Here is a 22,746-nt window from a genome sequence, read left to right on the forward strand (position 1 = left end):
GGGGTGGGCGCATGCCCGGGTGGGCGCCCGCGAGCAGGCGCCGGAGAACGGTCACCCGCACCAGCGGCCCCGAGCCAAAGCAGGCGAGAAAAATTACTCGACAGCCTTGTAGGTAGAAGCCGCCGGATCGGCCTTCAACAGGAAGAGCTTGGGCGCAGCCAGATGGTTGGTCGCCGTGAAACCGATGGGCGTCATGGCCCCGGTGTCCAGGTTGTTCACCTTGGCCAGCTCGGCGTTCGTGCAATCCCAGGTCAGCGCCTTGCCGCAACGGCCCATGGCATCGAACAGCGCGCGCGTGGCGGAGTAGCCGGTGTAGGTGTAGCGGTTCACGCGGCCCATTTCCTCCGGGCTCAGGTGCTTGCTGATCTTGTCGGTGAAGGCCTTGCCCTGCGGCGAGCTCTCCAGGTACACGTAGTCCACCGTGTACACGTTCTCGGCCGCCGCCCCCATCAGCTTGGCGCTCGCCGGCACGCGCGACACGTAGGTCACGCCCACCGGGATCTTGTGGTTGATGCGCTCCAGCTCCTTCACCATCGTCACGTTCTCACCCAGCACACCACCGGCCAGCAGGATCTCGGCACCGGACTGCTTGACTTTCAGGATCTCGGAAGAGAAGTCGGTCTGGCCCTTCTTGTAGATCTGGGTGGACACCACCTGCAGCTTCTTGGCCTTGGTCGCGCGCTCGAAACCGTCGCGCACGTTCTCGCCGTAGTCGTCGTCCTGCGAGATCAGGGCCCACTTCTTGCCGGGGTAGCGGTCGGCCATGCGGGCGGCGAGCTCTTCCACCGCGTTGGACATGTCGTAACCGACGGCGAACACGTTCTTGATGGTCGGCTTGTAAAGGCCTTCGTAGGTGGTGATGGGCGCCATCGCCGGCAGGCCGGCCTGCTGGATCAGCGGCATCGCGGCCTGGGCCTGGGCCGTGCCGGAAACGGAGGTCAGCGCGAACACCTTGTCGCTGTTGATCAGCTTGCGCACACCCTGGATGGTGCGCGAGGGCACGTAGCCGTCGTCTTCGGAGATCAGGCGCAGCTTGCGGCCGTTGATGCCACCGGCGGCGTTGGCTTCGGCGATGGCCGCCTTCACGCCCAGGTTGTGGGCCACGCCCAGCAGCGCGGGCGGGCCGGTCAGGGGCAGGATGTCGCCGAGCACGATCTCGGTGTCGGTCACGCCCTGTTGCGCGGCAGCGCTCAGGCAGGTGCCGGCGGCCAGCAGGCCCAGGGTGGCGAGGCGGGTCATTTTCAGTTTCATGTTGTCTCCTTGGGGTGGGGGGTGAATCGGGTCAGTAACGCAAGGGCCAATAGACCCAGGTGTGCCGGAAGTCGTGCCAGATGCCGCGCAGGCCGCGCGGGTCGAAACGCAGGAAGCCGATGATGGCCAGGCCGTAGAGCACGCTCTTGACCTCGTGCGCGCTGGTGGTCATCACGTCCTGCAGGCGACCGCCGAGCAGATGCACCAGCGAGCTGAACACCTCGGGCAGCGTGACGATGAAGACCGTGCCCAGCACCGCCCCCAGCACCGAGCCCAGGCCGCCGACGATGATGATGGCCAGCGCCTCGATGGAGAGCAGGAAGGGGAAGGCCTCGACGCTGACGATGCTCAAGTACATGCCCATGATGGCGCCGGCCACGCCGGTGAGCGCGGCGCTGATCAGGAAGGCCAGCAGCTTGTAGCGCACCAGGTTGATGCCCATGGTGCGCGCGGCGATGTCGTTGTCGCGCAGCGCCACCAGGGCCCGGCCCAGCACCGAGCGGCGCAGGTTGAGCGTGACCAGCACGGCCAGCGTGCACATGACGAGGCAGAACCAGTAGAAGGCGCGGTCGCTGGAGAGGTCGAAGCCGAACATCGTCGGCCGCATCACCATGATGCCGCGCCCCGCGCCGGTGAACTTGCCGCCCGCGAGGATGGCGGTGGCCACGATGTGGCTGAAGGCGAGCGTGGTGATCGCCAGGTACAGGCCGTGCAGGCGCAGCGAAGGCAGGCCCACCAGCAGGCCGAAGAAGGCCGGCACCACGGCCGCGGCCAGCAGCGCCAGCTCGGGCGGCAGGCCCAGGCGCGTGACGCCGATGGCGTACGAGTACGCCCCCAGCATCAGGAAGCCGACGTGGCCGAGCGAGATCAGGCCCGCGAACCCGGTGAGGACCGTCAGCCCCAGCACCCCGATGAGGGTGAACAGGATGATGGTCACGTGCGAGAGCGCGAAGTTGCCGAGCAGGAAGGGGGCCGCCACCAGCGCCACCATCAGAACCGCGACCCACGCCTTCACCACGGGCGAGTCCGTCAGGACGACCAGCCCGCTGTAGTGCTCCTTGAAATATCCGCTTCGCATCAGACCCTCTCGATCCGTTTTTCGCCAAACAGCCCGAAGGGCCGCACCATGAGCACCACGAGGATCAGCATGAAGCCCGCGATTTCCTTGAGAGAACTCGACAGGTAGCCACCCGTCATGTTTTCGAGCACGCCGATGATCAGGCCGCTCACGCCCGAGCCCAGCACCGAGTCGAAGCCGCCCAGCACGGTGGCCGGGAAGGCCTTGAGGCCGAGTTCGTAGATCGTGGGCGTGAGGCCGTAGATCACCGCGAACAGTGCACCGGCCAGGCCCGCCAGCCCGGAGGCCGAGGCCCAGGCCACGGCCTGCACGCGGGCGGTGGACACGCCCATCAGGCGCGCCGTCTTCTCGTCGGCGGCCACGGCGCGCATCGCCACGCCAAAGCGGCTGTGGCCCAGGAAGTACCAGAAGCCGGCCACCGCCAGCAGCAGGGCCCCGAGCACACCGAGCTGGCTCACGCGCAGGCCGATACCGCCCAGGCTGACGATGTCGTCCGCGCCCGCCACCTCGAACTTGTGCGGCGAAGCGCCCCAGACGATGGTGACGATGGAACGCAGCACCACCGCCAGACCGACCGTGACCAGCACCACCGAGAGCACCGGCTCACCCAGCATGGGCCGCATGATCAGGCGCTCGCACAGCAGGCCCAGCACCGCGCCGACCGCAATGGCCAGCACCACCGTGGCCAGGCTGCCGGTGCCCAGCGTGGTCGCCAGCGACCAGGTGATGTAGGCGCTGAGCATGCCCACCTCGCCCTGGGCGAAGTTGACGATGCCGGTGGCCTTGTAGATCACCGCGAAGCCCATGGCCACGAGGCCGTAGATCGCCCCGACCGCGAGGCCGGAGACAAGCAGTTCAACGAAGTAGTTCATGGCGCGCTCCCATAGATGATGTCGAGCTCGCGTGCGAACTTCTTGTTGATGAGGCCGCGGCGCACCTTCTGCGTCGCGGTGAGCTCGCCGTCGTCGTGGTCGAGCTCCTTTTCCAGCAGCACGAACTTGCGCACGTTCTCCACCCGGGCGAAGCGCGAGTTGACCTCGTCGACCACGCCCTGCACCAGCTCGATGACCTCGGGCAGCAGGGTGAGCGACTTGTAGGTCGTGTACTGCAGGTCGCGCTCGGCGGCCCAGCGGCCCACGGTGTCGAAGTCGATCTGCACCAGACCGCCAAGGAACTTCTTGCCCTCGCCGACCACGATGGCTTCGCGCACAAAGGGGCTGTCCTTGATCGCGTTCTCGATCTCCGAGGGCGCGATGTTCTTGCCGCCGCTGGTGATGATGATGGCCTTCTTGCGGTCCACGACCACGATCTCGCCCTCACCGTGTTTCTCGACGATGTCGCCGGTGGCGATCCAGCCGTCGGCCGAGAGGATGTCCTTCGTGCCCTTGTCGTCGAACAGGTAGCCGGTGAACACACCGGGCGACCGCACGAAGACTTCACCGTCGGCTTCGACGCGCCATTCGACACCCTCCATGGCCGGGCCGCAGCTGCCCCGGATGAAGGGCCGCCCGGGCACCTGCACGAAGGCCAGGCCACCGGCCTCGGTGAGACCGTAGCCCTGCCCCACCGGCAGGCCGATGATGTCGAAGAACTTGAGCGTCTCGGGCGACACCGAGGCACCACCGCACATGCGGGTGTGCGTGCGGTTCAGGCCCATGTGGCGCTGCATGTTGCGAAACAGCAGCAGGTACCAGAAGCCGAACTCGAGCCGGTCGCCCAGGCTCTTGAGGTGGCCGTGTTCGGCGCGCCGGTCCGACAGCGCACGCCCGCGCTTCATGCCCAGGCGGTAGAGCCAGCGCTGCGCACGCCCGCTGTCCTTCATGCGGAACTCGAAGCCCTGCTGCAGCTTTTCCCAGATGCGCGGCACGCCCAGGAAGAAGGTGGGACCGATCTCGCGGATGTTGGTGGCCACGGTGTCGATCGACTCCGCGAAGTTGATGGTGCCGCCCGAGATCAGGTGCTGCACCGTGGAGTAGGTGCGCTCGGCCACATGGCACAGCGGCAGGTAGCAGACCGACTCGAAGGGCTTGCCCGTCATCTGGCGCGCCACCATGTAGGCGTAGGCACCGTAGACAAAGTTGCGGTGCGTGAGCATCGCGCCCTTGGGCGGGCCGGTGGTGCCGGAGGTGTAGACCAGGATGTTGACGTCGTCGGGCACGAGCGCGTCGATCTGGCCGTCCAGCCGCTGTTCGGCCAGCGGGTCTTCGGCCACCAGCTGGTCGCCCAGATCCAGCAGGTGCTGGAAGGCGTGCGGGCGGCCGGGCTCGTAGCGGCGCAGGCCTTTCATGTCGACGCAGAAGATGTGCTCCAGGTGCGGCAGGCCGGGGCCTTCGCGCATCGCGTCGAGCACCTTGTCGGTCTGCTCCTGGTCGCCCGTCACCGCCAGCTTGGCCTGGCAGTGGCCGGCGATGTACTGCACCTCGGCCCAGGGGTTGGTGGGGTAGATGCCCACCACTTGCACGCCGATCATCTGCGCGCCCAGGTCGGCGTAGAACCACTCGGGCACGTCCTCGCCCGCGATGACGATGCGGTCGCCGCGCTGCAGGCCGAGTTTGGTGAGGCCATGCGCCACGCGGCGCGCGGTCTGGTAGTACTCGAGCCAGGTGCGGCCCTGCCAGATGCCGTGGATCTTCTCGCGCAGCGCCACCTGGGCGCCGCGCTCCTGCGCCTGCAGGCGCAGCAGGCCGGGCATGGTGGCCTCGCCCCGAATGAGCCGGTGGTGGTCAAGCATGCGCCGCCTCCCCGCCCAGGTAGGCCTGCAGCACCGCCGGGTTGGCGGCCACCTCGGCCGGTGTGCCTTCTGCGATCAGCATGCCGAAGTCCAGCACGTAGACGCGGTCCGACAGGTCCATCACCACCTGCATGTCGTGTTCGATCATCAGCACCGCCACACCAAATTCGTCCCGGATGTCGAGCGTGAAACGCGCGATGTCCTCTTTCTCCTCGCGGTTCATGCCCGCGACGATCTCATCCAGCAGCAGCAGGCGCGGCTCGCAGGCCAGTGCCCGCCCGAGCTCCACGCGCTTTTGCTGGCCGTAGGCCAGTTGCGAGACCGGCTTGTCGCGCAGTTCCTCGATCTCCAGGAACTCGATGATTTCCTCAACCTTGCGCCGTGCCGCGATTTCCTCGCGGCGGGGCCGGCCCCAGAACATCAGCGACTCCAGCACCGTGTAGTTGAAGTGCACGTGGCGGCCGGTGAGCAGGTTCTCCACCACCGTGCCGTGCTTGAACAGCGCCAGGTTCTGGAAGGTGCGGCCGATGCCGGCGCGCGCGTACTCCGATGAGCGCAGGCGCGCCGTGTCCTGGCCCTGGAAGAAGACCTGGCCCGCGCTCAGGCCGAGCACACCGCTGATCAGGTTGAAGGTGGTGGTCTTGCCCGCGCCGTTGGGGCCGATCAGGCTGACGATCTCGCCCGGCATCACGCGCAGGCTCACGTTGTTGACCGCGGTGACGCCGCCGAATTTTTTCGTCGCGCCGCGCACGTCCAGGATTGGATTGCTCATGACAGCCACCTCTTGCGGCGCTTGTAGTGTTTGACATCGCGCATGCTGGTGCGGCCCTGGGCCGCGCTCAGGCCGAGGTAGAACTCGCGCACGTCGGCGTTGCGGCGCAGGGCCTCGCTGGTGCCGTCGAGCACCACGCGGCCGTTTTCCATGATGTAGGCGTAGTCGGCAATCGCCAGCGCGCGGGTGGCGTTCTGCTCCACCAGCAGGATGGTCAGGCCGTTTTTGTCGCGCAGCGTCTCGATGGCCGAGAAGATCTCGGAGACGATCAGCGGCGCCAGGCCCAGCGAGGGTTCGTCGAGCGCAAGCACCTTGGGCCTGCTCATGAGCGCGCGCCCGATGGCCACCATCTGCTGCTCGCCGCCCGAGAGGTAGCCCGCGACCACACTGCGTTTTTCCAGCAGGCGCGGGAACAGGCGGAACACGTTCTCGCGCTCCTCGTCCAGCACCTGGCGGCTCTGCAGGTGCGCGCCCACCAGCAGGTTCTCTTCCACCGTGAGCGTGGCGAACAGGCGCCGGCCTTCGGGCACCTGCACCAGGCCCCGGCGCACGATCTCGGGCGCGGCGGCTTTTTCGATGTGCTGGCCGAACAGCTGGATCGAGCCCTTCTCGATCTCGCCGTCCTCGGCATCGAGCACGGCCGAAATGGCCTTGAGCACGGTCGACTTGCCGGCGCCGTTGGAACCGAGCAGTGCCACGATCTGGCCGGCCTGCACTTCGAGCGAGACGTCGCGCACCGCCTCGATGGCGCCGCCATAGACGATCTGGATGTTGTGAACCGCCAGCACGGAGGCCTGGGCGGTCGCCGACCCGGTCGGGGGAGCGGCGGCGGTGGGAGGAAGGGACATGGGGCTGTGTGGTCTAGAGGATTCTGAGAAGCGTGGTTTTAATATTAGTCCGTCGCGTCGGTCTTTGATTGGCGCGATTATGTTGGCAGGGGCATCGGCGCGGCCTAGGAAAAACCCTAGGCAGCGGCGACAACCGCCAGAAGGTCTTTGAGGGGAAGGCCGGTGTCGGCCAGGGCTTGCGGATCGGCCTGCATGCCGGCAGCCACGGCCTTTTTGGCCAGCATGAAATCGGCCGGCCGGTTGACGGCATCGACCGCGATCAGGCGGCCCGCGCGCAGGTAGAAAGCGCAGAAGCTGTGGTCCACGAAGGAGCCGCGCACCACGCAGGTGTCGTGCCCGTCGGCCAGGCCGGTCATCTGCAGCTTGAGGTCGTACTGGTCGGACCAGAACCACGGCACCGCGTGGTTGGGCCGCGGCTTGGCGCACAGCCAGCCGGCGGCGGCGCGCGCCTGTTCGAGCGCGTTGGGCACCGACTCCAGGCGCACGCGCCGGCCGTACAGCGCGCTGTCGTGCACCGTGCAGTCGCCGGCCGCGACGATGTCGGGGTCCGAGGTGACCGAGTGCTCGTCCACCACGATGCCGCCCTCCACCCGCAGGCCGGCTGCTTCGGCCAGCGCGGTGTCGGCGAGCATGCCGATGCCCACGATCACCACGTCCGCCGGCAGGCGTTCGCCATCGCCGCAGAGCACGGCGCTCACCGCGCCCGTGGCATCGCGTTCGATCGCGCGCACCGAGGCATTGGTGCGCAGGTCCACGCCGGCTTCACGGTGCACCGATTCGTAGAAGCTGGAGAGCGTGGCGCCGGTCACCCGCGCGAGCACGCGCGCTTGCGATTCGAGCACCGTCACGCTCGCGCCGAGCTTGCGCGCCGAGGCCGCGACCTCCAGGCCCACGTAGCCCGCGCCGATGATGACCACGCGCGCGCCTTCGCGCACCGCCCCGGCGATCGCCAGCGCGTCGGCCTGCGTGCGCAGACTGAACAGGTTGGGCGGCGGCGGGCCTTCCATGCCGGGCACGTCGAGCGCGCGCGCCCGGCCGCCGGTGCACAGCGCGAGCTTGGTGTAGGCCAGCGCGCTGCCGTCGGCCAGCAGCACCTGGTGCGCGGCGCGGTCGATGGCGCGCACCTTCGTGCCCAGCCGCAGCGTGATGGCCGCGGTGTCAAAAGCCGTGGCCTGGCGCAGCGCGAGCGAGGCCGCGTCGGCCGTGCCGCACAGAAAGGCCTTCGAGAGCGGTGGCCGGTGATACGGCAGGTGGGGCTCTTCGCCCAGCAGCACGATGGGCCCGGCCCAGCCCTGCTGCCGCGCCGCGAAGGCCAATTCGACACCGGCATGTCCCGCGCCGATGACGATCAATGTCTCTGTGTTATCCATGCTTTCCCTAATCGCGTTGGTGAGCATTGGACTTATAGTCCGTCTAGTCGGTCTAATATAAAAGGGAAACGCAGGACATGCAACAAGTCAACAAGCCATCAGGGGGAATTTCGTGATGACGCGGGTCCGGGCCAACGACTACGAGCTGAAGAAGCAGGTCATCCTGGACAGCGCGGTCGCGCTGATCGCGCAGAAGGGCTTCGACGGCGCGACCATGAGCGACGTGGCCGCGGCCTGCGGCGCGTCGAAGTCGCACCTGTACCACTACTTCGCCAGCAAGGAAGACCTGCTCTACGCGATCGTGAAGGAGCACATCACCGGGCAGGTGGAGGAGCTCTCGGCCATCGTGCGCGAGCCCCTGCCGGCGGCGGAGCGCTTCCAGCGCTTCGTGGGTTCGTTCGTGCAGGAGGGGGCGAAGTCGCGCAACCACCACCTGGTGCTGATGAACGACATCAAGTTCCTGCCCCCGGTGCAGCGCGAGGACGTGCGCCAGCTGGAACAGGAACTCATGCAGCTGATGGTGGGCCTGTTGCGCGAGATCAACCCCGGGCGCATGGCGCGCGCCGAAGTGAACTCGCCCTATGCCCTGCTGCTGTTCGGCATGGTGATCTGGACCTTCACCTGGTACGAGAAGAACGGCCCGATCACGCCCGCCGAGCTGGCCGAGCGCATCTCGGCCCTGTTCCTCGACGGTTTTCGCCAGGGCGGCTGAGGCCGCCCCTTCGGTTCAGTTCACCGACTTGCTCTTGCCGCGCCAGAACGGCTCGCGCAGCACGTTCTTCATGATCTTGCCGGCGCCCGAGAGCGGCAGCGCCTCGCTGAAATCCACCGAGCGCGGCACCTTGTAACCCGCGATCAGGGTGCGGCAGTGGTCGATGATGTCTTTCGCGCTGGCGCTCTGCCCCTCTTTCAGCACCACCACCGCGTGCACCGACTCGCCCCACTCCGCATTGGGGATGCCGATCACGGCGCAGTCGCGCACCGCCGGGTGCGCGTGCACCGCGTTCTCGACCTCGCGCGAGTAGATGTTTTCGCCGCCGCTGATGATCATGTCCTTCACGCGGTCGACGATGTAGACGAAACCGTCTTCGTCCATGTAGGCCGCGTCGCCGGTGTGCAGCCAGCCGTTGCGCAGCGCGGCCGCGGTGGCCTCGGGCTTGCGCCAGTAGCCGATCATGACCTGCGCGCCGCGCACCGCGATCTCGCCGTGGGTGCCGCGCGGCACTTCGTTGCCCTCTTCGTCCACGATGCGCACGTCCACGCCGTAGGCGGCGCGGCCGGCGGCCAGGCGCTTGCTGGGCAGGTCGGGCTGGTCGAAGTGGTAGCGCCAGGGCAGGCTCACGGTGAGCGCGGCCGACTCCGTCATGCCGTAGCCCTGGATGAACTCCCACGTGGGCAGCTTCTCCATGGCGGCGGCCAGCACCGGCACCGGCATGGGCGAGGCGCCGTACTCGCAGTAGCGCACGCTGCTGAGGTCGTACTGCGGGAAAGCCGGGTGGTTGATCATCATGTTCACCATGGTCGGCACGAACAGACAGTAGTTCACCTGGTGCGTCTGGATGGCCTCGAAGGCCAGCACGGCGTCGAACTTGGGCAGGCACACGTGGGTGCCGCCGGCCAGCGTGAGCGCGATGGCGGGCGAGCAGCCCGCCAGGTGAAACAGGCCGGCCGAGTGCATGTAGACCGTGTCTTCGCTGAAGTGCAGCGTGGCGATCCAGTTCACCGAGGCCGAGATGAAATTCTTGTGCGAGAGCATCACGCCCTTGGGGTGGCCGGTGGTGCCGCCGGTGTAGTAGATGCCGCAGAGCTCGTCGTCCCGGCCGCATTCGTCGGCCATCGGGGCGGTGCCGGCGATCAGCGCTTCGTAGCCCCGCATGCCCTCGGGCGTGGCGCCCTCCCCGGCATGGATCACGTGCGCCATCGCATGCCCGGCCAGCAGCTGCGGCACCTGGGGCACGAAGGCGTCGTCCACGATCAGCGCCTGGCACTGCGCGTCGTCCAGCGTGTAGATGTTCTCGGGCACGGCCCAGCGCGTGTTCAGCGGCACCAGCACCAGGTTGGCCCAGGCGGCGGCGAAGAAGATCTCGATGTAGTTGTCGCTGTTCATCGCGAGGATGCCCAGCCGGTCGCCGGGCTGGAGGCCCAGCGCGCGCAACGCGGCGGCGGCGCGTGGCACGCGCTCGCCCACCTGGGCCCAGGTGCGTTGTCGGCCCGCGAAAATCGTGGCGGTGTGCTGGCGTCGGGTCTGCACGGCGCGCGCAAGGGCCTGGGTCATCTGCATGATGGGCAATCTCCTGTGGGTCTTTTTCTGGCGTCAGAGCGCGGGGTGCTGCTGCGGTCCGGGGTAGCGAGCATAGCCTTGCGCCACGCCGTATTCGCTGATGCCGATGCCGGTGCGGCCGTCGCAGATGGCGCGCACCACGTGGTCGCCCAGGGTGCGGGCCCGGGCGCGCGTGGCCGCGTCGTCCAGGTCCCAGACGTCGTGCTCGGCGTGGTAGTCGCCCTTGTGGTCGCCGTGGTTCCAGCCCTGGAAGCCGCCGTACAGGCCGCCCTTCAGGTAGAAGCGGGCTTCCAGCCCTTCCATGCGCACGGTGCGCGGCGGGCCTTCGGCGAACTGCAAAGTAAAGCTGCCCCCCGCGATGGTCTGGCCCAGCGGGTCGTCGACCCATTCGAGTTCGTGCGCGACGGCGGTGGCTTCGCGGTGGGCCACCTGGCCGTCGGTGCCGCGCACGAACTCGGTGGCCGACAGGTAATGCGGTTTTCCGGGCTCGCGCTCCTTGAGGAAGATGGAAAAGCCCAGGTCCTTGAACTGGAACATCGACCAGGTCCAGAAGAAGCCGCTGTGCTGCTGCACCGGGGGCGCGGCCTCGTCGGTGCGCATCTCGGAGCGGATGCCCCAGGAATGGTCGCGCTGGCCCCACCAGGTCTGCGGCGTCACTTCGTGGCGTTGCCCACCGAGGGCAAACCAGCCGCGCCAGCGGCCGAACTGCGAGATGCGCACCATGTCCTCTTCGACCACGCCCTTGCGCTCGCGGAAGTTCTGTTTCTCCTGCGCGGCGGGAAAGCTGGCCTCGAAGTCCAGCGCGAAGCTCAAGCCCGAGGCGTTGTCGGTGAGCGTGAGGCGGTGCCGCTTCATGCCCTCCACCACCTCGATGCGCAGCGGCCCCGCGCCGGCTTCCAGCGGCGTGCCACCCAGGGCGCGCGAGGCGCGGAAGTTGTGCTGCCGGCGGCCCACGGTGATGCCGGCGAACACGTCCATCACGCCCTTGTTGGGGTAGTAGCCCATGCCGATGTCGAGGATCATGGGCACGCCGTCCACCGTGCCGGTGACGGGGTGCAGCGTGTACCAGTAGCGCTCGGTGAAGCGAGGGTCGCCGTTGCCGGCGCGCTGCGCGAAGGGGGCGGGGGCCTGGTGGCCGATCAGGTCGTCCTGGGCAGACATCATTTGAAAACTCCTTGGGCGTCGGCCGGCTGGCTCGGCGCGGTCATGGCTGAAAAATCGGCGCTCGGCACCAGGCGCCGCTGCGCCTTGAGCGTGTTCCGCAGCGCCGTGCGCAACAGTTCGTGCAGCTCGGCCCGCTCGCCGGGCGAGGCAAACAGCCAGTCGGTGAGCCGCGCGAAGCGGCGCTCGGCGTCTGCCAGCGCCCGCCGCAGGTCGGCCTGCGTGGCGCTGGGCCGCGGCGCGGCGGGCACGAGGCCCGCTGGCGCCGTCTCGCCTGCGGCGGCGATGCGGGCCACGGCTTGCGCCAGACAGTCCTCCAGCAGGTCCAGCTGCTCGCGCACCACATCAGGCGACCACACCACCATGTGCTGGACCTTGCCGAGCACGTCCAGCACGCCGGCCAGTTGCGAGCGCGCGTGGTCGCTCTGCAGCTCCGGCAGGATCTCCTCGCGCAGCGCGCGGCCGATGCTGCCCATCAGGGCGTCCAGCGACTGGTTCATGCGGCCTCCGCGATCAGCTTGTTGAGTTCCATCAGCGTGGAGGTGAGCTGGAAGCCCATCGCGGCCATGCGCACGTCGCGCGAGCGGCCGGTCTGCACGCGGATCATGGCGCCCATCAGCATGGCGGCCATCTTGAACTGCACCTGCACCTCGTAGTAACGCACCACCTCGGGCTGCACCTGCAAACCCGTCTTCGCCTGCCAGCGCTGGTAGAACACCTCGCGCTCGATCAGCCCACCGATGCGCGTGGTGCCGGCCGCGAAGGTGCGCAGGCCGGCCCAGGCCAGGTCGGCGTGCGGGTCACCCAGGTGCACCAGCTCCCAGTCGAGGATGGCGGTGATGCGGCCGTCCTGCTGCAGGAAGTTGCCCACCCGGTAGTCGCCGTGCACGATGGTGATGCGCTCGGCCTCGGGCGCGTTGGCCTCCAGCCAGCGCATGGCGTAGTGCATCTGCGGCGGCGTGGGGCCGGCACCCAGCTGGGCGTGGCGGGCCCAGTAGCGCGTCTCGTGCAGCGCGGTGGTCTGCGGCGTGATCGGGCCCTCCTGCGCCCAGGCCGCCAGCGGGGTGGCCGTCCAGTCGAAGGCATGGATGGCGCCGAGCGCGTCGGCGAAGTCGTGGCCGAGCGACTGGTTGGCCGCCTCGCCGCGTTCGTCCGCGCCGCGCCAGGGCGTGGGCGTGTCGCCGGCCACGCGCTGCGTGATGACGAAAGGTGCGCCGAGGATGGCCGGGTCGTCGCTGTGCTCGTAGGCCTTGGGAATGGGCAGGCCGGGCACGCTGGCCAGCGCGGCCAGCGCCTCGTACTCGGGCCGCGCGCTGTACGGCGAGAACAGGCCGCCCGGGTCGCCCACGCGCAGGATGAGCGCCAGCGGCGCCTCGCCGGGCGAGGCGGCGGTGAAGCCCAGGGTCACCCAGGACATGCCGGCCGGAAAGCGGCTGAGCCCGCTCACCTGGACCGGCTTGCCCCAGCGCCCGGACAGCCACGACTGAAGGCGCGCCGGCAGTTCGGGCGCCGCAGGATCAAAGACAGGGTTCACGGTATCAGGCGGCTGCCTTGAACAGCAGGTTGGGCAACCAGAGGGAGAGCGCTGGCACGGCGGCGATGAGCAGGATGCGCAGCACGTCGGCGACGATGAAGGGAATCACCCCGCGCACCACGGTCATCATGGGGATGTCGGGCATGACCGAGCGGATCACGAACAGGTTCACGCCGATGGGCGGGGTGATCAGGCCGATCTCCACCACCATCACCACCAAGATGCCGAACCACACCGGGTCGTAGCCCAGGGCCAGGATGATCGGGAAGAAGATCGGCACCGTCAGCAGGATCATCGACAGGCTCTCCAGCACCGTGCCCAGCAGGATGTAGAGCACGATCATCAGCAGGATGATCCCGAACGGCGGCAGGCCGCTGGCCTTCACCACCTGCAGCAGGCCCTCGTGCACCCCCGTGAGGTTCACGAACTCGCCGAACAGCGCGGCGCCCAGCACGATGGCGAACATCATGGCGGAGGTGCGCGCGGTGTCCACCAGGATGGCGTAGATGTCCTTGAGCTTGAGCGAATGGTGTGTCAGCGCGAACACCAGGGCCGCCGCCGCGCCGATGCCCGAGGCTTCGACCGAGGTGAAGAAGCCGCCGTAGATGCCGCCCATGACCACGCCGAAGATCAGCGCCACCGGCCACAGCGCGCGCAGCAGCGCCAGCTTGTTGACCTGTTCGTTGTCCTCGGCCAGGGGCGCGAGTTCGGGCTTGCGCCAGACCGACCACTTCACCGCCGCCATGTAGCCGCCGATGGCGATCAGGCCGGGCACGATGCCGGCCGCGAACAGCATGCCGATGTGCGTCTGCGTGGCCACGCCGTACACCACCATGATCACGCTGGGCGGGATCAGGATACCCAGCGTGCCGCCCGCGGCAACCGCGGCCGACGAGAGCGAATCGCCGTAACCGAGTTTGCGCATCGATGGGATGGCCACCTTGCCCATGGTCGCCGCCGTGGCCACGCTGGAGCCGCAGATGGCGCCGAAGCCACCGCAGGCCACCACGGTGGCCATGGCCAGACCGCCCCGGCGCTTGCCGATGAAGGCCTGCGCCGCGCGGAACAGGTCGCCCGAGATGCCGGCACCGGCCACGAGGTTGCCCATCAGCACGAACAGCGGCAGCACGATCAGCGAGTACACCAGCGTGCTGTCCTTGGTGACGGTGGCCACCATGCTCAGCGCCGGTGTGAGGCCGTTGAGCAGCACGTAGCCGCCGAAACCGGCGAAGGCCAATGCGGTGGCGATCGGCACCTGGAACAGGATGAAGGCGAACGCCACGAGAAAACCCAGGCAGGCAGCCAGCATCAGATCACCTCGGTGGCGTGCGGCGCGGCGGGCGTGCCGGGATGGCGGATCGACCGCACGGCGGCCGCCAGGAAAGCCAGGGCGCTGATCGCCGCCATGACACCGATACCGCCCAGCACCCAGGACAAGGGCACGGCCAGCAGGGGCGTGGCCTCGCCGTAGCTCGCGGCGCGCATCGCCTGGCGGACCATGCACCAGGCGATCAGCGCGAACACGCCGGCGCCGATCGCGCTGCCTAGCACGCGCTGCAACGTCTGCAGCCGCGCGGGGAGCTGGATCAGGTCCACGGTGATGTGACCGAAACCGAGTGCCAGCAAGGGGTAGATCGCGAAAATCATCAGCGCCAGCACCATCTCCAGCAGCTCCGTGCCCCAGGGCAACGGCGTGTTGAACAGGTTGCGGCCCAGCACGTCGATGAAGACAGTGACCATCAGGATCAGCAGGGCAACCGCGCCGATCGCTTCCAGGACACGGGTGATGCGTCCGTCGGGGGCTTTTGCGGTCATGGCGGCTTACTTGGCGGCGGCAATGTCGGCGCGCAGCTGATCCAGCACCTTCTGCGGATCGGCCATGCCCTTCTTCTTCGCCTTCTCGATCCAGTCGCGCTCGATCGGCAGCAGCACCTGCTTCATCTCCGCCAGCGCCGCCGGCGGGAACACTTCGGCGGGCTTGCCAGCCTTGCGCATGATCTCGAAGGCGGCCTTGTCGCCGTTGGCGTAGGCACGGCCGATGTTGCGCGCGAACACGTCGCCCGAGATGCGGCTGATCGCCTCGCGGTCTTCGGCGCGCAGCGACTTCCACTTGTCCTCGTTGATGCCCAGCACCAGCACGGTGTTGTAGACCGCGCCCGGCACGATGGTGGCGTAGGGCACGAGCTCGGTCAGCTTGAAGGCGGGGATCGACTCGGGCGGCATGAAGGTGCCGTCGATCACGCCGGAGGACAGCAGCTCGTAGGTTTCGCTCACCGGCTTGGAGATCGGCACCGCGCCCAGCAGCGAGAGCGCCTGCGTGGCGCTGGTCTGCGGGCTGCGCATCTTCAGGCCCTTGAAATCGGCCACGCTGCGCAACGGGCGCTTGGAATTGAAGATCTGGCCGGGCGAGACCACGTAGACCGAGAGCGGGTGAACGCCCTTGAACTCGTTGTACGAGGCCAGGTGCTTGCGGTAGAAGCGGTCGGCCAGCGGCGCATACACCTCGGGGTTGTCGCTCACGAACGGCAGCTGCAGCACCTCGAGCAGGTCGAAGCGGTTGGGCGTGTAGCCGGGGATGAAGATCACCAGATCGGCCTGACCGTCGCGCGCCACATCGAACTGAGCCGGCAGCGTGCCCACCACCTTGGGTGCGGTGTCGATCTTCACGCGGCCCTGCGTGGCCTTCTCGACCTCGGCGATCCAGGGCTCCACCACCTCCATGCGCATCGCCTGCCCCGGCGGCAGCCAGTTGGAGTACTTGAGAACCGTGGTCTGCGCCAGCGCGGGGGCGCTGGCGGCGGCGAAGGCACCGGCCAAAACAAAGGCCGCGGCGAGCCTGGAAAGGGAAATGCGCATGCTTGTCTCCTGGGTTGAGCTGAGGTGAGAACGACCAACGACTGGCAGGCCATATAATAGACCGACGGGACGGTTTAACAAACAAGATCATCAAAAAAATCCCTAGGGATTTCCCTGATCACCCTGGAAATCAAGCCAAGCACATGCCATACACACAATATCAAAACAGACCAATGAGACGGTTTTAAAGATGCCACCACCCGCCCATCCGCTCCCCTCTCCCACCCCGCGCCAGGGGCTGGCCCTGGCCGTCGCGCTGGGCCTGATGCTGCTGTGGGGCAGCAACTACAGCGTGCAGAAAGCGGTGATGGCCGAGATCGGGCCGGCGGCCCTGGTCTTCATGCGCTACCTCGTCACGCCGGCCTGCGCGATCGCCCTGTTGCTGTGGCGCTATGGGTGGCGCTGGCCCCGGCTGGAACGCGGCGACTGGGTCGGCCTGATGGGCCTGGCCGCGCTGGGCCACGTGGCGCATGTGAACGTGATGACGCAGGCGATTCACCTGTCCACGGCGTTTTCCAGTGCTCTCATCTCCGCGCTCGGCCCCATGTTCACCCTGCTGCTGGTGCGCGTGCTGCACGGCCAGCGCTTCACCCGCCTGCAGGTCGGCGGTGTGGCGCTGGCCATGGCGGGCGTGCTGGTGTTCCTGTCGGACAAGTTCGCGCTCATGCGCACGCAGGGCCTGGGCGACCTGCTGCTGCTGTTCGCGGCGCTGCTGTTCTCGGCCCACACCGTGGCCGCGTCGCGGCTGTTCAGCCGCCACGGCGTCACGCTGGTGATGGCCTACACCACGCTGCTGGCCATGGCGCCGATGCTGCTGATCAACGCACCGCAGGCCCTGCAGGTGCCCTGGGCCGAGCTGCCCGCCGCCCTCTGGTGGGGCCTGCTGTGGTCGCTGGCGGTCGCGTCCTTCGCGGGCTGGCTGGCCTGGGGCTGGCTCAACGACCACCTGGGCGTCTCGCGCACCGCGCCGCTGCTCTACCTGTTGCCGCCGGTGGCGGGCGTGATTTCGTGGATGGCGCTGGGCGAGTCCTTCAGCGGCCTGAAGATCGCCGGCGCCGTGATGGCCGGCGTGGGGGTGGCGGTCACGCAGTTCAGCTGTAACCCGGCGGATGCTCCCCGCCATCAAACCCCTTGAGGTACACCTCGGTCAGGCGGTCGGCCAGCTCGTTCGGCGTCATGCCGCCCCCGCGCCGGTACCAGGTCGCCGTGGAGATCATCGAGCCATAAAGGAACAACGCATAAGACGCGCCCTCGCGCCGCCGCCGCATGAGGTGCGGGTTGATGTCGTCGAGCAGCTCGACCACGAAGTCCAGCGCCTTGGCCTGCGCCAGCTTGATTTCCTGCTGCTGCAGCGGCGGCAGGAACTTGAGGTCGTTGGTCAGCACCATGTGCTCGTGGCGTTTTTCCGCCGCCGTTCTCACCATCGCCCGCACCAGCAGGGTCAGCCGTTCGCGGCTCGTGCCCGGGCCGTGCGCGATCGCCTCCAGCTCGGCCACCGAGCTCATGATGTGCTCGGTGATGATCTCGTGCAGCAGCACTTCCTTGCTCGGAAAGTAGTGGTACAGCGCGGACTTGGACACGTTGCAGGCCGCCGCGATGTCGATCAGCCGGGCGCTCTCGTAGCTCGTGTTGGCAAACAGCGCGGCGGCGACGTCGAGGATCCGCTGGCGTTTGTCGTCGTGGTTGCTGGCAAGCGATCGGGCCATGGTGTTCAGCTCAAGTTTTCGAGCTGGCTATTCTGACCCAAGGACCTGCCCACCCTAAACCACACCTCTTTCGCGAAGCCCGCCGTACTGGGCCTGCGTGACCCCCAGGAGTTCGGACAGCACCTCGCCCGTGTGCTGCCCCAGGGTGGGCGCCACCGCCGCCGGGATGCGCTCCACGGCCGAGAAGTTCAGCGGCAGACCGGCCGCCAGGTGCGCCCCGACCCCGGGCTGGTCGATGGTGCGAAACAGCGGGTTGGCCGGCGAGCAGGCTTCGTCCTGCGTCACCAGCTGCGTGAGGGTCTGGTACTTGCCCCAGCACGCGCCCTGCTTCGTCAGCGCCTCGGCAACCTGCGCGAAGTTGTGGCGCAACATCCAGGCCTCCACCAGCGCACCGAGTTCCTTGCGCGCCTGGAAGCGGTGGCCCTCCAGATCGAGGTTCAGGCCCAGGCGGTCGCCCAGCGCCTTCACCGCCTCGGTCAAACCCATGGCCTCGCAGATGGCCTGCCATTGCTTCAGGGTCAGGCCGACGACGATCAGGCGCTCGCCGTCCGCCGTGCGGAAGTCGCGGCCGAAGGCGCCAAACAGCTCGTTGCCGTGGCGCTCGCGTTGCTGGCCAAGCTGGGCTTCGGCGATCAGACCCAGGTGGCTCACCGCCGCAAGGGCCACATCTTCCAGCGGCAGCTTCACATGCTGGCCCTGGCCGGTCTTGAGGCGGTGGCGCTCGGCGGCCAGCAGGCCCACGGCGGCCATCTGGCCGGTGACGAGGTCCCAGGCCGGCAGCACGTGGTTGACGGCCTCGTTCGTGGCCGCGCCGCGCTCGTCGCCCGTGATGTAGGGGATGCCCACGCGCGAGTTGATGGTGTAGTCCACCGCCGAACCGCCGTGCCGATCGCCCTGCACGGTGAGCTGGATCAGGTCGGCGCGCTTCTCCTTGAGCTTGTCGTGGTCCAGCCAGCCGCGCGGCGGGAAGTTGGTGAGCAGGATGCCCGCGTCCTCGCCCGGCGCGGTGATCAGCGCCATCGCGAGCTCGCGCGCCTCCGGCTGACTCAGGTCCAGCGCAACCGAGCGCTTGGACTTGTTGAGGCCGCACCAGAACAGGCTCACGTCGTCCCGGGTCACCGGCCAGCGCTTGTAGTCCAGCCCGCCGCCCAGGGTGTCGATTCGGATCACGTCGGCGCCCATCTGCGCCAGCGTCATGCCGCCCAGGGGCGCGGCGACGAAGGCGGCGGCTTCGATCACCCGCATGCCGGAGAGGATGGTGTTCATGGTTTGAGTGCGTCTTCCAACAGGCTGCGGCCGATGACCTTGAGCGCCAGCGTTTCCTCCGCACCCTCGAAGATCGAGAGCACGCGCGCGTCCACGAAGTAGCGGCTCACGGCGCTTTCTTCAGCGTAACCCATGCCGCCGTGCAGCTGCAGCGCTTCGCGCGTGACCATCTCGGCCGATCGGCAGGCCAGCAGCTTGACCAGGCTGGCCTCCATGCGGCCACCGCCGGCATTGAGCTGCTCGGCGATGGCGTAGGCCAGCGTGCGGCAGGCCGCCAGGCGCGCGGCCATGCGCGCGAGCTTGGCCAGGGTGAGCGCGTAGTCCTGCAGCGGCGCACCGAACACCTTGCGATCCGCCGTGTAGCGCATCGAGGCGCGCAGCGCCGCGCGCATCACGCCGCAGGCGCGCGCCGAGGTCTGCATGCGCCCGCCCACCATGCCGGCCATGGTGAAGTAGAAGCCCTTGCCCAGGCCGCCCGCGCCGCCGATCACGTTGGCGTCGGGCACGAAGAAGTTGTCGAAGGCCAGGTCGAACGAGTGCATGCCCCGGTAGCCGATGGTGGGGATGGCCTTGCCGGCCAGCCGCCCGCCACCGGGCTGCTGGAAGTCGAAGGCGTGGCCGTCGTAGGACGGCTTTTCCACCAGCAGCACGCTCAGGCCCCGGTAACCGGCGGAGCGGTCGGGGTCGGTGCGCGTGACCACCATCAGCAGGCCGGCCTTGCCGGCGAAGGTGCACCAGGTCTTGGCACCGTTGAGCAGCCAGCCGCCCTCGGTGCGCGTGCCCTTGAGCGCCAGGCTCGCCACGTCCGATCCGTAGTCGGGCTCGGTGATGGCGATGGCGCACAGCGGGTCGCCCGCCGCGATGCGCGGCAGCCAGGTGGCCTTCTGTTCGTCGGTGCCGCCGCTGATGAGCGCGCGGCTCAGGATCTCGGGCCGCGTGATCAGGCTGCCTGCGGCGGCCAGCGAGGCCTCGGACAAGGCCTCGGTGACGACCACCATCATGGTCGCGTCCTCGCCATCGTCGGGCCCGGTGCCACCGTGCGATTCGGGAATGGAGAGACCGAACACGCCCATGTCGCGCATGGGCTGCAGCAGCGATTCGGGCACGGTCTCGTCGTGCCGGTGGATGTGCTCGGCCTGGGGCGACACCACGTCGGCGGCGAAGCGGCGGAACGCGTCCTGCGCCATCACCACCGGGTCTTGCAGCGCCACGCTGCCCAGCTCCACCGCGTCGCTGGCGGCCACCAGGGCACGGCCGGCCGCCGTGAGCGCCTGCGCGCCACAGGCCACCCCGCGCAGCGCGGCCCAGTCGGCGTCGGCGCCCAGTTGCTGCAAGGGTGCGAGCGGCAGGCCCAGCTCGATGTAGAGCGCCTCCAGGCGCGGCAACAGCGCGGCGATGGCGTCCACCGCGAAGATCAGGGCCAGCTGCGACTGCAGCGCATCGCCGTCGAGCCGCGCCAGCGCGGTCTCGGCGGCCAGCAGGTCGGCGCTGGCCCAGGCGATCTCGAAGGTCGCGACCTGTTGCTCGTCCAGCTTGGCGCCGTCGAGCTTGCCGCCCGGGGCGCAGGCCTTGGCGAGCGCGGCCACGCCGTGCTCGAACAGCGGGCGCAGCCGCGCCAGCAGCGCGCGCGCCTGGTCCACCGAGGGTTGCAGTCCCACGCCGGCCATCACGCCGCCGCCGCCACGCGGGCGCCGTCGAGGTGGGCCTCGGCCTGGCGCGCGGCCTCGCGGCCGGTGTAGGCGCAGGCCTGGGTGCCGCCGTCGCCGTAGTCCTTCACCGCGTCACCCACGTGCCAGAGGTTGGCCAGCGGCGTGGCCTGTGGCATGTCGAAGCCGGCGCAGGAGCGCTGGGCCGGCCAGCCGTCGCGCATCACGCGCACCGAGAGCATCTTGGCCTGCGCGAAGCCGGGAAACTCGTCGCGCAGGTCCTGCAGCGAGGCTTCGATCTCGGTCTTCTCGTCGAAGTCGCCGATGGCCGGGCGCGGCACGGCATAGGCCACGTACTGGTACCAGCCGGCCGGCGCGAGCTCGGGGCAGGTGGCGGTGAGCTCGCCCATGTTGCACAGGCGGCGCGTCTTGCCGAAAGTGACCAGGCCGGGCACGTCCACCAGGCGCTGCTGCGTGGCGAAGTTGATGACGATGTTGGCCGAGGGCTTGGGCGCGGTGTGCGCGAGCCGGATGTAGTCGCCGCCGAAGGCTTCGCCGCCGGGCAGGTCCACCGTGGCGCGCGGGCCGATGTTGCTGATCACGGTGCGCGCCTGGATGCGCGTGGCCACGCCGTCCTTCATCACGGTCACACCGCTGGCCAGGCCGTCCTGCGTGTGCAGCTGGGTCACCGGCGCGTCGAGCCAGATCTCGCCGCCGGCCTTGCGGATGCCGTCGGCCAGGTCGTTCCACAGGCCCACGGTGCCGCGCGGGCAGAAGCCGAAGCGCTTGAACGCGCCCTTGACCGCGAAGTAGGTCAGGAAGGCGCGCGCGGGCACCTCGTCGTCGTTGGCGGCGAAGATGGCAGCGCACAGGTTGCGGAAGATCGCGTGCACGGTCTCGTTCTTGGTGTACTGGCTGAGCCACTCCTTGGTGCTCATCTTGGCCTCGGGCAGGTCGCCCGCGCGCGCGTCGGCGAACTTGGTGCCGATCTTGGCGGCCTGCTTGGTGAAGGTGCCCAGCAGCATGCCCCAGCCGCCCTTGGCGACGTTGATGACCTTGCCGTCGATCAGGAACACCGTGGCCGGGCTGGGCTCGCGGATGTCCAGCGGCACGTTGAGCAGACCGAAGGTTTCCTCGAAGACGCCGCCGCGTTCGATGGCGATGGCGCCGATGTTGACGGTGAAGCCGTCGATCTGTTCGCTCGATGCGCGGCCGCCGACGCGGCCCAGGCTTTCGACGACCAGCACTTTGCGGCCGGCTGCCACGAGGCGCGCTGCCGCGCTCAGGCCGCCGGCGCCGGCGCCGATCACGACCGCGTCGTACACGGTGGAGTGGGTGTTCATGGGTGTGTCTCCTGTTGGGTGGAAAGGGGGGCAGGTGCAGCGGCGCGGCGCAGGGTTTCCCGCGCACGCACCACCACGGGCAGATCGACCATCTTCGAGCGGTACTCGGCCGCGCCGCGGCCTTCGCGCTCGGCGGCCTCGAAGGCCTCGATGGCACCGCGCGCGTGTTCGATGTCTTCCGTCGAAGGCGAGAAACCGGCGTTCATCACCGCCACCTGCGTGGGGTGGATGCACAGGCCACCGACAAAACCGAGCTGGCGCGCCAGGCGGATGGTCTGCGCGAAGGCTTCGGCGTCGCCGTAGTCGGCAATGGAGCCGGGAAAACCGAAGGGCAGGATGCCGGCGCGCCGGCAGGCGAACAGCACCAGCTGGTTGGGCAGCATCAGCGCCTCGCGCACCGGCGCCATGCCGGCGGAGGCGGAAAAATCTTCGGGGCCGAGCATCATGCCCAGCATGCGCGGCGTGCTGCGCGCGATGGCGTCGAGTTCGGGCAGGGCCTGCACGTCCTCGATCAGCGCGATCAGCCGGGTGTGCCCGGCGGGCAGGCCACGCTGTGCCTCCAGGCCGTCGATGCGCCGCGCCACCTGGCGCACGGTGGCGGCGTCGTTCACCTTGGGCAGCACCAGCGCGCTCACGGCAGGGCCGACGGCGGCGTCGATGTCGAGGGCAGCGATGTCCCAGGGCTGGTTCACGCGCACCAGCACCGGTGTGCGGTGGGCCGCGATGGCGGCGGCGGCCTGCGGCACGGCGTCGCGCGCCAGCGCCTTCTGCGCCAGCGGCACGCTGTCTTCGAGGTCGAGCACGCAGGCGTCGGCGCCGCGCGCGTGGGCCCGCTCGACAAAGCGCGGCACGTGCGCCGGCACGAACAGCATGGAACGCCAGATCGGGTGATTGCGCATGGCG

General features: G+C 68.6%; 21 protein-coding genes. 2 read left to right on the plus strand and 19 right to left on the minus strand.

The window, feature by feature from the left end:
- Positions 1–93: 93 nt before the first annotated feature.
- From AC07ZS_RS05700 to AC07ZS_RS05730, 7 genes are all read right to left on the minus strand, one after another.
- Positions 94–1,251 (minus strand): ABC transporter substrate-binding protein, encoded by a 1,158-nt coding sequence (locus tag AC07ZS_RS05700; RefSeq protein ID WP_494797610.1) that lies wholly within the window; start codon positions 1,249–1,251, stop codon positions 94–96.
- 31 nt (positions 1,252–1,282) lie between these two features.
- Positions 1,283–2,329 carry a branched-chain amino acid ABC transporter permease gene (locus tag AC07ZS_RS05705; protein WP_494797611.1) on the minus strand — a complete coding sequence of 349 codons (1,047 nt, stop codon included), beginning with the start codon at positions 2,327–2,329 and terminating at the stop codon, positions 1,283–1,285.
- Positions 2,329–3,201 carry a branched-chain amino acid ABC transporter permease gene (locus AC07ZS_RS05710; RefSeq protein WP_494797612.1) on the minus strand — a complete coding sequence of 291 codons (873 nt, stop codon included), beginning with the start codon at positions 3,199–3,201 and terminating at the stop codon, positions 2,329–2,331. Before AC07ZS_RS05710 ends, AC07ZS_RS05705 begins: the two co-directional genes overlap by 1 nt.
- Positions 3,198–5,060 carry an AMP-dependent synthetase/ligase gene (locus tag AC07ZS_RS05715; RefSeq protein WP_494797613.1) on the minus strand — a complete coding sequence of 621 codons (1,863 nt, stop codon included), beginning with the start codon at positions 5,058–5,060 and terminating at the stop codon, positions 3,198–3,200. Before AC07ZS_RS05715 ends, AC07ZS_RS05710 begins: the two co-directional genes overlap by 4 nt.
- Positions 5,053–5,832, minus strand: a complete 780-nt coding sequence (locus tag AC07ZS_RS05720) for an ABC transporter ATP-binding protein (RefSeq protein ID WP_494797614.1) — start codon at positions 5,830–5,832, stop codon at positions 5,053–5,055. The genes AC07ZS_RS05715 and AC07ZS_RS05720 overlap by 8 nt, the downstream gene beginning before the upstream one ends.
- A complete protein-coding gene (locus AC07ZS_RS05725) occupies positions 5,829–6,680 on the minus strand; it encodes an ABC transporter ATP-binding protein (protein WP_494797615.1) in 852 nt (283 codons plus the stop codon). The genes AC07ZS_RS05720 and AC07ZS_RS05725 overlap by 4 nt, the downstream gene beginning before the upstream one ends.
- A 116-nt stretch (positions 6,681–6,796) precedes the next feature.
- The gene (locus AC07ZS_RS05730) at positions 6,797–8,050 is read right to left on the minus strand and encodes an NAD(P)/FAD-dependent oxidoreductase (protein ID WP_494797616.1); all 1,254 of its coding nucleotides are present in this window, start codon (positions 8,048–8,050) and stop codon (positions 6,797–6,799) included.
- Between the two features lie 115 nt (positions 8,051–8,165).
- Here AC07ZS_RS05730 and AC07ZS_RS05735 point away from each other — a divergent pair, with 115 nt between their 5' ends.
- On the plus strand, positions 8,166–8,762 hold the full coding sequence (locus AC07ZS_RS05735; protein WP_494797617.1) for a TetR/AcrR family transcriptional regulator: 597 nt from the start codon (positions 8,166–8,168) through the stop codon (positions 8,760–8,762).
- 15 nt (positions 8,763–8,777) lie between these two features.
- Here AC07ZS_RS05735 and AC07ZS_RS05740 read toward each other — a convergent pair whose 3' ends face one another.
- The 7 genes from AC07ZS_RS05740 to AC07ZS_RS05770 are packed head-to-tail and all read right to left on the minus strand — an operon-like array spanning position 8,778 to position 15,882.
- Entirely contained in the window at positions 8,778–10,331 is a 1,554-nt protein-coding gene (locus tag AC07ZS_RS05740; protein ID WP_494797618.1) for an acyl-CoA synthetase, read from the minus strand.
- Between the two features lie 33 nt (positions 10,332–10,364).
- Positions 10,365–11,495 (minus strand): Rv3169 family protein, encoded by a 1,131-nt coding sequence (locus AC07ZS_RS05745; RefSeq protein ID WP_494797619.1) that lies wholly within the window; start codon positions 11,493–11,495, stop codon positions 10,365–10,367.
- Positions 11,492–11,992 carry a hypothetical protein gene (locus AC07ZS_RS05750; protein WP_494797620.1) on the minus strand — a complete coding sequence of 167 codons (501 nt, stop codon included), beginning with the start codon at positions 11,990–11,992 and terminating at the stop codon, positions 11,492–11,494. The genes AC07ZS_RS05745 and AC07ZS_RS05750 overlap by 4 nt, the downstream gene beginning before the upstream one ends.
- On the minus strand, positions 11,989–13,026 hold the full coding sequence (locus tag AC07ZS_RS05755) for a phosphotransferase family protein (RefSeq protein WP_494797621.1): 1,038 nt from the start codon (positions 13,024–13,026) through the stop codon (positions 11,989–11,991). The genes AC07ZS_RS05750 and AC07ZS_RS05755 overlap by 4 nt, the downstream gene beginning before the upstream one ends.
- 4 nt (positions 13,027–13,030) lie before the next feature.
- Entirely contained in the window at positions 13,031–14,335 is a 1,305-nt protein-coding gene (locus AC07ZS_RS05760) for a TRAP transporter large permease (protein ID WP_494797622.1), read from the minus strand.
- Entirely contained in the window at positions 14,335–14,841 is a 507-nt protein-coding gene (locus AC07ZS_RS05765; protein ID WP_494797623.1) for a TRAP transporter small permease, read from the minus strand. Before AC07ZS_RS05765 ends, AC07ZS_RS05760 begins: the two co-directional genes overlap by 1 nt.
- Before the next feature lie 6 nt (positions 14,842–14,847).
- Positions 14,848–15,882, minus strand: coding sequence for a TRAP transporter substrate-binding protein (locus tag AC07ZS_RS05770; protein WP_494797624.1), 1,035 nt, complete (start codon positions 15,880–15,882; stop codon positions 14,848–14,850).
- Between the two features lie 190 nt (positions 15,883–16,072).
- Between AC07ZS_RS05770 and AC07ZS_RS05775 the strand changes: the two genes are divergently transcribed.
- Positions 16,073–17,017, plus strand: coding sequence for a DMT family transporter (locus AC07ZS_RS05775; protein WP_494797625.1), 945 nt, complete (start codon positions 16,073–16,075; stop codon positions 17,015–17,017).
- Here the strand turns inward: AC07ZS_RS05775 and AC07ZS_RS05780 are convergent.
- From AC07ZS_RS05780 to AC07ZS_RS05800, 5 genes are read right to left on the minus strand one after another with little or no spacing between them, the layout of a single operon-like run.
- On the minus strand, positions 16,974–17,588 hold the full coding sequence (locus tag AC07ZS_RS05780; RefSeq protein WP_494797626.1) for a TetR/AcrR family transcriptional regulator: 615 nt from the start codon (positions 17,586–17,588) through the stop codon (positions 16,974–16,976). The two genes, AC07ZS_RS05775 and AC07ZS_RS05780, sit on opposite strands and share 44 nt — an antisense overlap.
- Before the next feature lie 54 nt (positions 17,589–17,642).
- Positions 17,643–18,854 (minus strand): CoA transferase, encoded by a 1,212-nt coding sequence (locus AC07ZS_RS05785; protein ID WP_494797627.1) that lies wholly within the window; start codon positions 18,852–18,854, stop codon positions 17,643–17,645.
- Positions 18,851–20,521 carry an acyl-CoA dehydrogenase family protein gene (locus tag AC07ZS_RS05790; RefSeq protein ID WP_494797628.1) on the minus strand — a complete coding sequence of 557 codons (1,671 nt, stop codon included), beginning with the start codon at positions 20,519–20,521 and terminating at the stop codon, positions 18,851–18,853. The genes AC07ZS_RS05785 and AC07ZS_RS05790 overlap by 4 nt, the downstream gene beginning before the upstream one ends.
- Positions 20,521–21,843, minus strand: coding sequence for a phytoene desaturase family protein (locus tag AC07ZS_RS05795; RefSeq protein WP_494797629.1), 1,323 nt, complete (start codon positions 21,841–21,843; stop codon positions 20,521–20,523). Before AC07ZS_RS05795 ends, AC07ZS_RS05790 begins: the two co-directional genes overlap by 1 nt.
- Complete coding sequence (locus AC07ZS_RS05800) at positions 21,840–22,742, minus strand: HpcH/HpaI aldolase/citrate lyase family protein (RefSeq protein WP_494797630.1); 903 nt, start codon at positions 22,740–22,742, stop codon at positions 21,840–21,842. Before AC07ZS_RS05800 ends, AC07ZS_RS05795 begins: the two co-directional genes overlap by 4 nt.
- Between the last annotated feature and the right edge of the window lie 4 nt (positions 22,743–22,746).

It is taken from the genome of Hydrogenophaga sp. GW456-12-10-14-TSB4, from assembly GCF_059424305.1.

Coding starts and splice junctions, on each gene's coding strand:
- AC07ZS_RS05700 (WP_494797610.1), bottom strand. CDS start 1,251: ATGAAACTGAAAATGACCCGCCTCGCCACCCTGGGCCTGCTGGCCGCC.
- AC07ZS_RS05705 (WP_494797611.1), bottom strand. CDS start 2,329: ATGCGAAGCGGATATTTCAAGGAGCACTACAGCGGGCTGGTCGTCCTG.
- AC07ZS_RS05710 (WP_494797612.1), bottom strand. CDS start 3,201: ATGAACTACTTCGTTGAACTGCTTGTCTCCGGCCTCGCGGTCGGGGCG.
- AC07ZS_RS05715 (WP_494797613.1), bottom strand. CDS start 5,060: ATGCTTGACCACCACCGGCTCATTCGGGGCGAGGCCACCATGCCCGGC.
- AC07ZS_RS05720 (WP_494797614.1), bottom strand. CDS start 5,832: ATGAGCAATCCAATCCTGGACGTGCGCGGCGCGACGAAAAAATTCGGC.
- AC07ZS_RS05725 (WP_494797615.1), bottom strand. CDS start 6,680: ATGTCCCTTCCTCCCACCGCCGCCGCTCCCCCGACCGGGTCGGCGACC.
- AC07ZS_RS05730 (WP_494797616.1), bottom strand. CDS start 8,050: ATGGATAACACAGAGACATTGATCGTCATCGGCGCGGGACATGCCGGT.
- AC07ZS_RS05735 (WP_494797617.1), top strand. CDS start 8,166: ATGACGCGGGTCCGGGCCAACGACTACGAGCTGAAGAAGCAGGTCATC.
- AC07ZS_RS05740 (WP_494797618.1), bottom strand. CDS start 10,331: ATGCAGATGACCCAGGCCCTTGCGCGCGCCGTGCAGACCCGACGCCAG.
- AC07ZS_RS05745 (WP_494797619.1), bottom strand. CDS start 11,495: ATGATGTCTGCCCAGGACGACCTGATCGGCCACCAGGCCCCCGCCCCC.
- AC07ZS_RS05750 (WP_494797620.1), bottom strand. CDS start 11,992: ATGAACCAGTCGCTGGACGCCCTGATGGGCAGCATCGGCCGCGCGCTG.
- AC07ZS_RS05760 (WP_494797622.1), bottom strand. CDS start 14,335: ATGCTGGCTGCCTGCCTGGGTTTTCTCGTGGCGTTCGCCTTCATCCTG.
- AC07ZS_RS05765 (WP_494797623.1), bottom strand. CDS start 14,841: ATGACCGCAAAAGCCCCCGACGGACGCATCACCCGTGTCCTGGAAGCG.
- AC07ZS_RS05770 (WP_494797624.1), bottom strand. CDS start 15,882: ATGCGCATTTCCCTTTCCAGGCTCGCCGCGGCCTTTGTTTTGGCCGGT.
- AC07ZS_RS05775 (WP_494797625.1), top strand. CDS start 16,073: ATGCCACCACCCGCCCATCCGCTCCCCTCTCCCACCCCGCGCCAGGGG.
- AC07ZS_RS05780 (WP_494797626.1), bottom strand. CDS start 17,588: ATGGCCCGATCGCTTGCCAGCAACCACGACGACAAACGCCAGCGGATC.
- AC07ZS_RS05785 (WP_494797627.1), bottom strand. CDS start 18,854: ATGAACACCATCCTCTCCGGCATGCGGGTGATCGAAGCCGCCGCCTTC.
- AC07ZS_RS05790 (WP_494797628.1), bottom strand. CDS start 20,521: ATGGCCGGCGTGGGACTGCAACCCTCGGTGGACCAGGCGCGCGCGCTG.
- AC07ZS_RS05795 (WP_494797629.1), bottom strand. CDS start 21,843: ATGAACACCCACTCCACCGTGTACGACGCGGTCGTGATCGGCGCCGGC.
- AC07ZS_RS05800 (WP_494797630.1), bottom strand. CDS start 22,742: ATGCGCAATCACCCGATCTGGCGTTCCATGCTGTTCGTGCCGGCGCAC.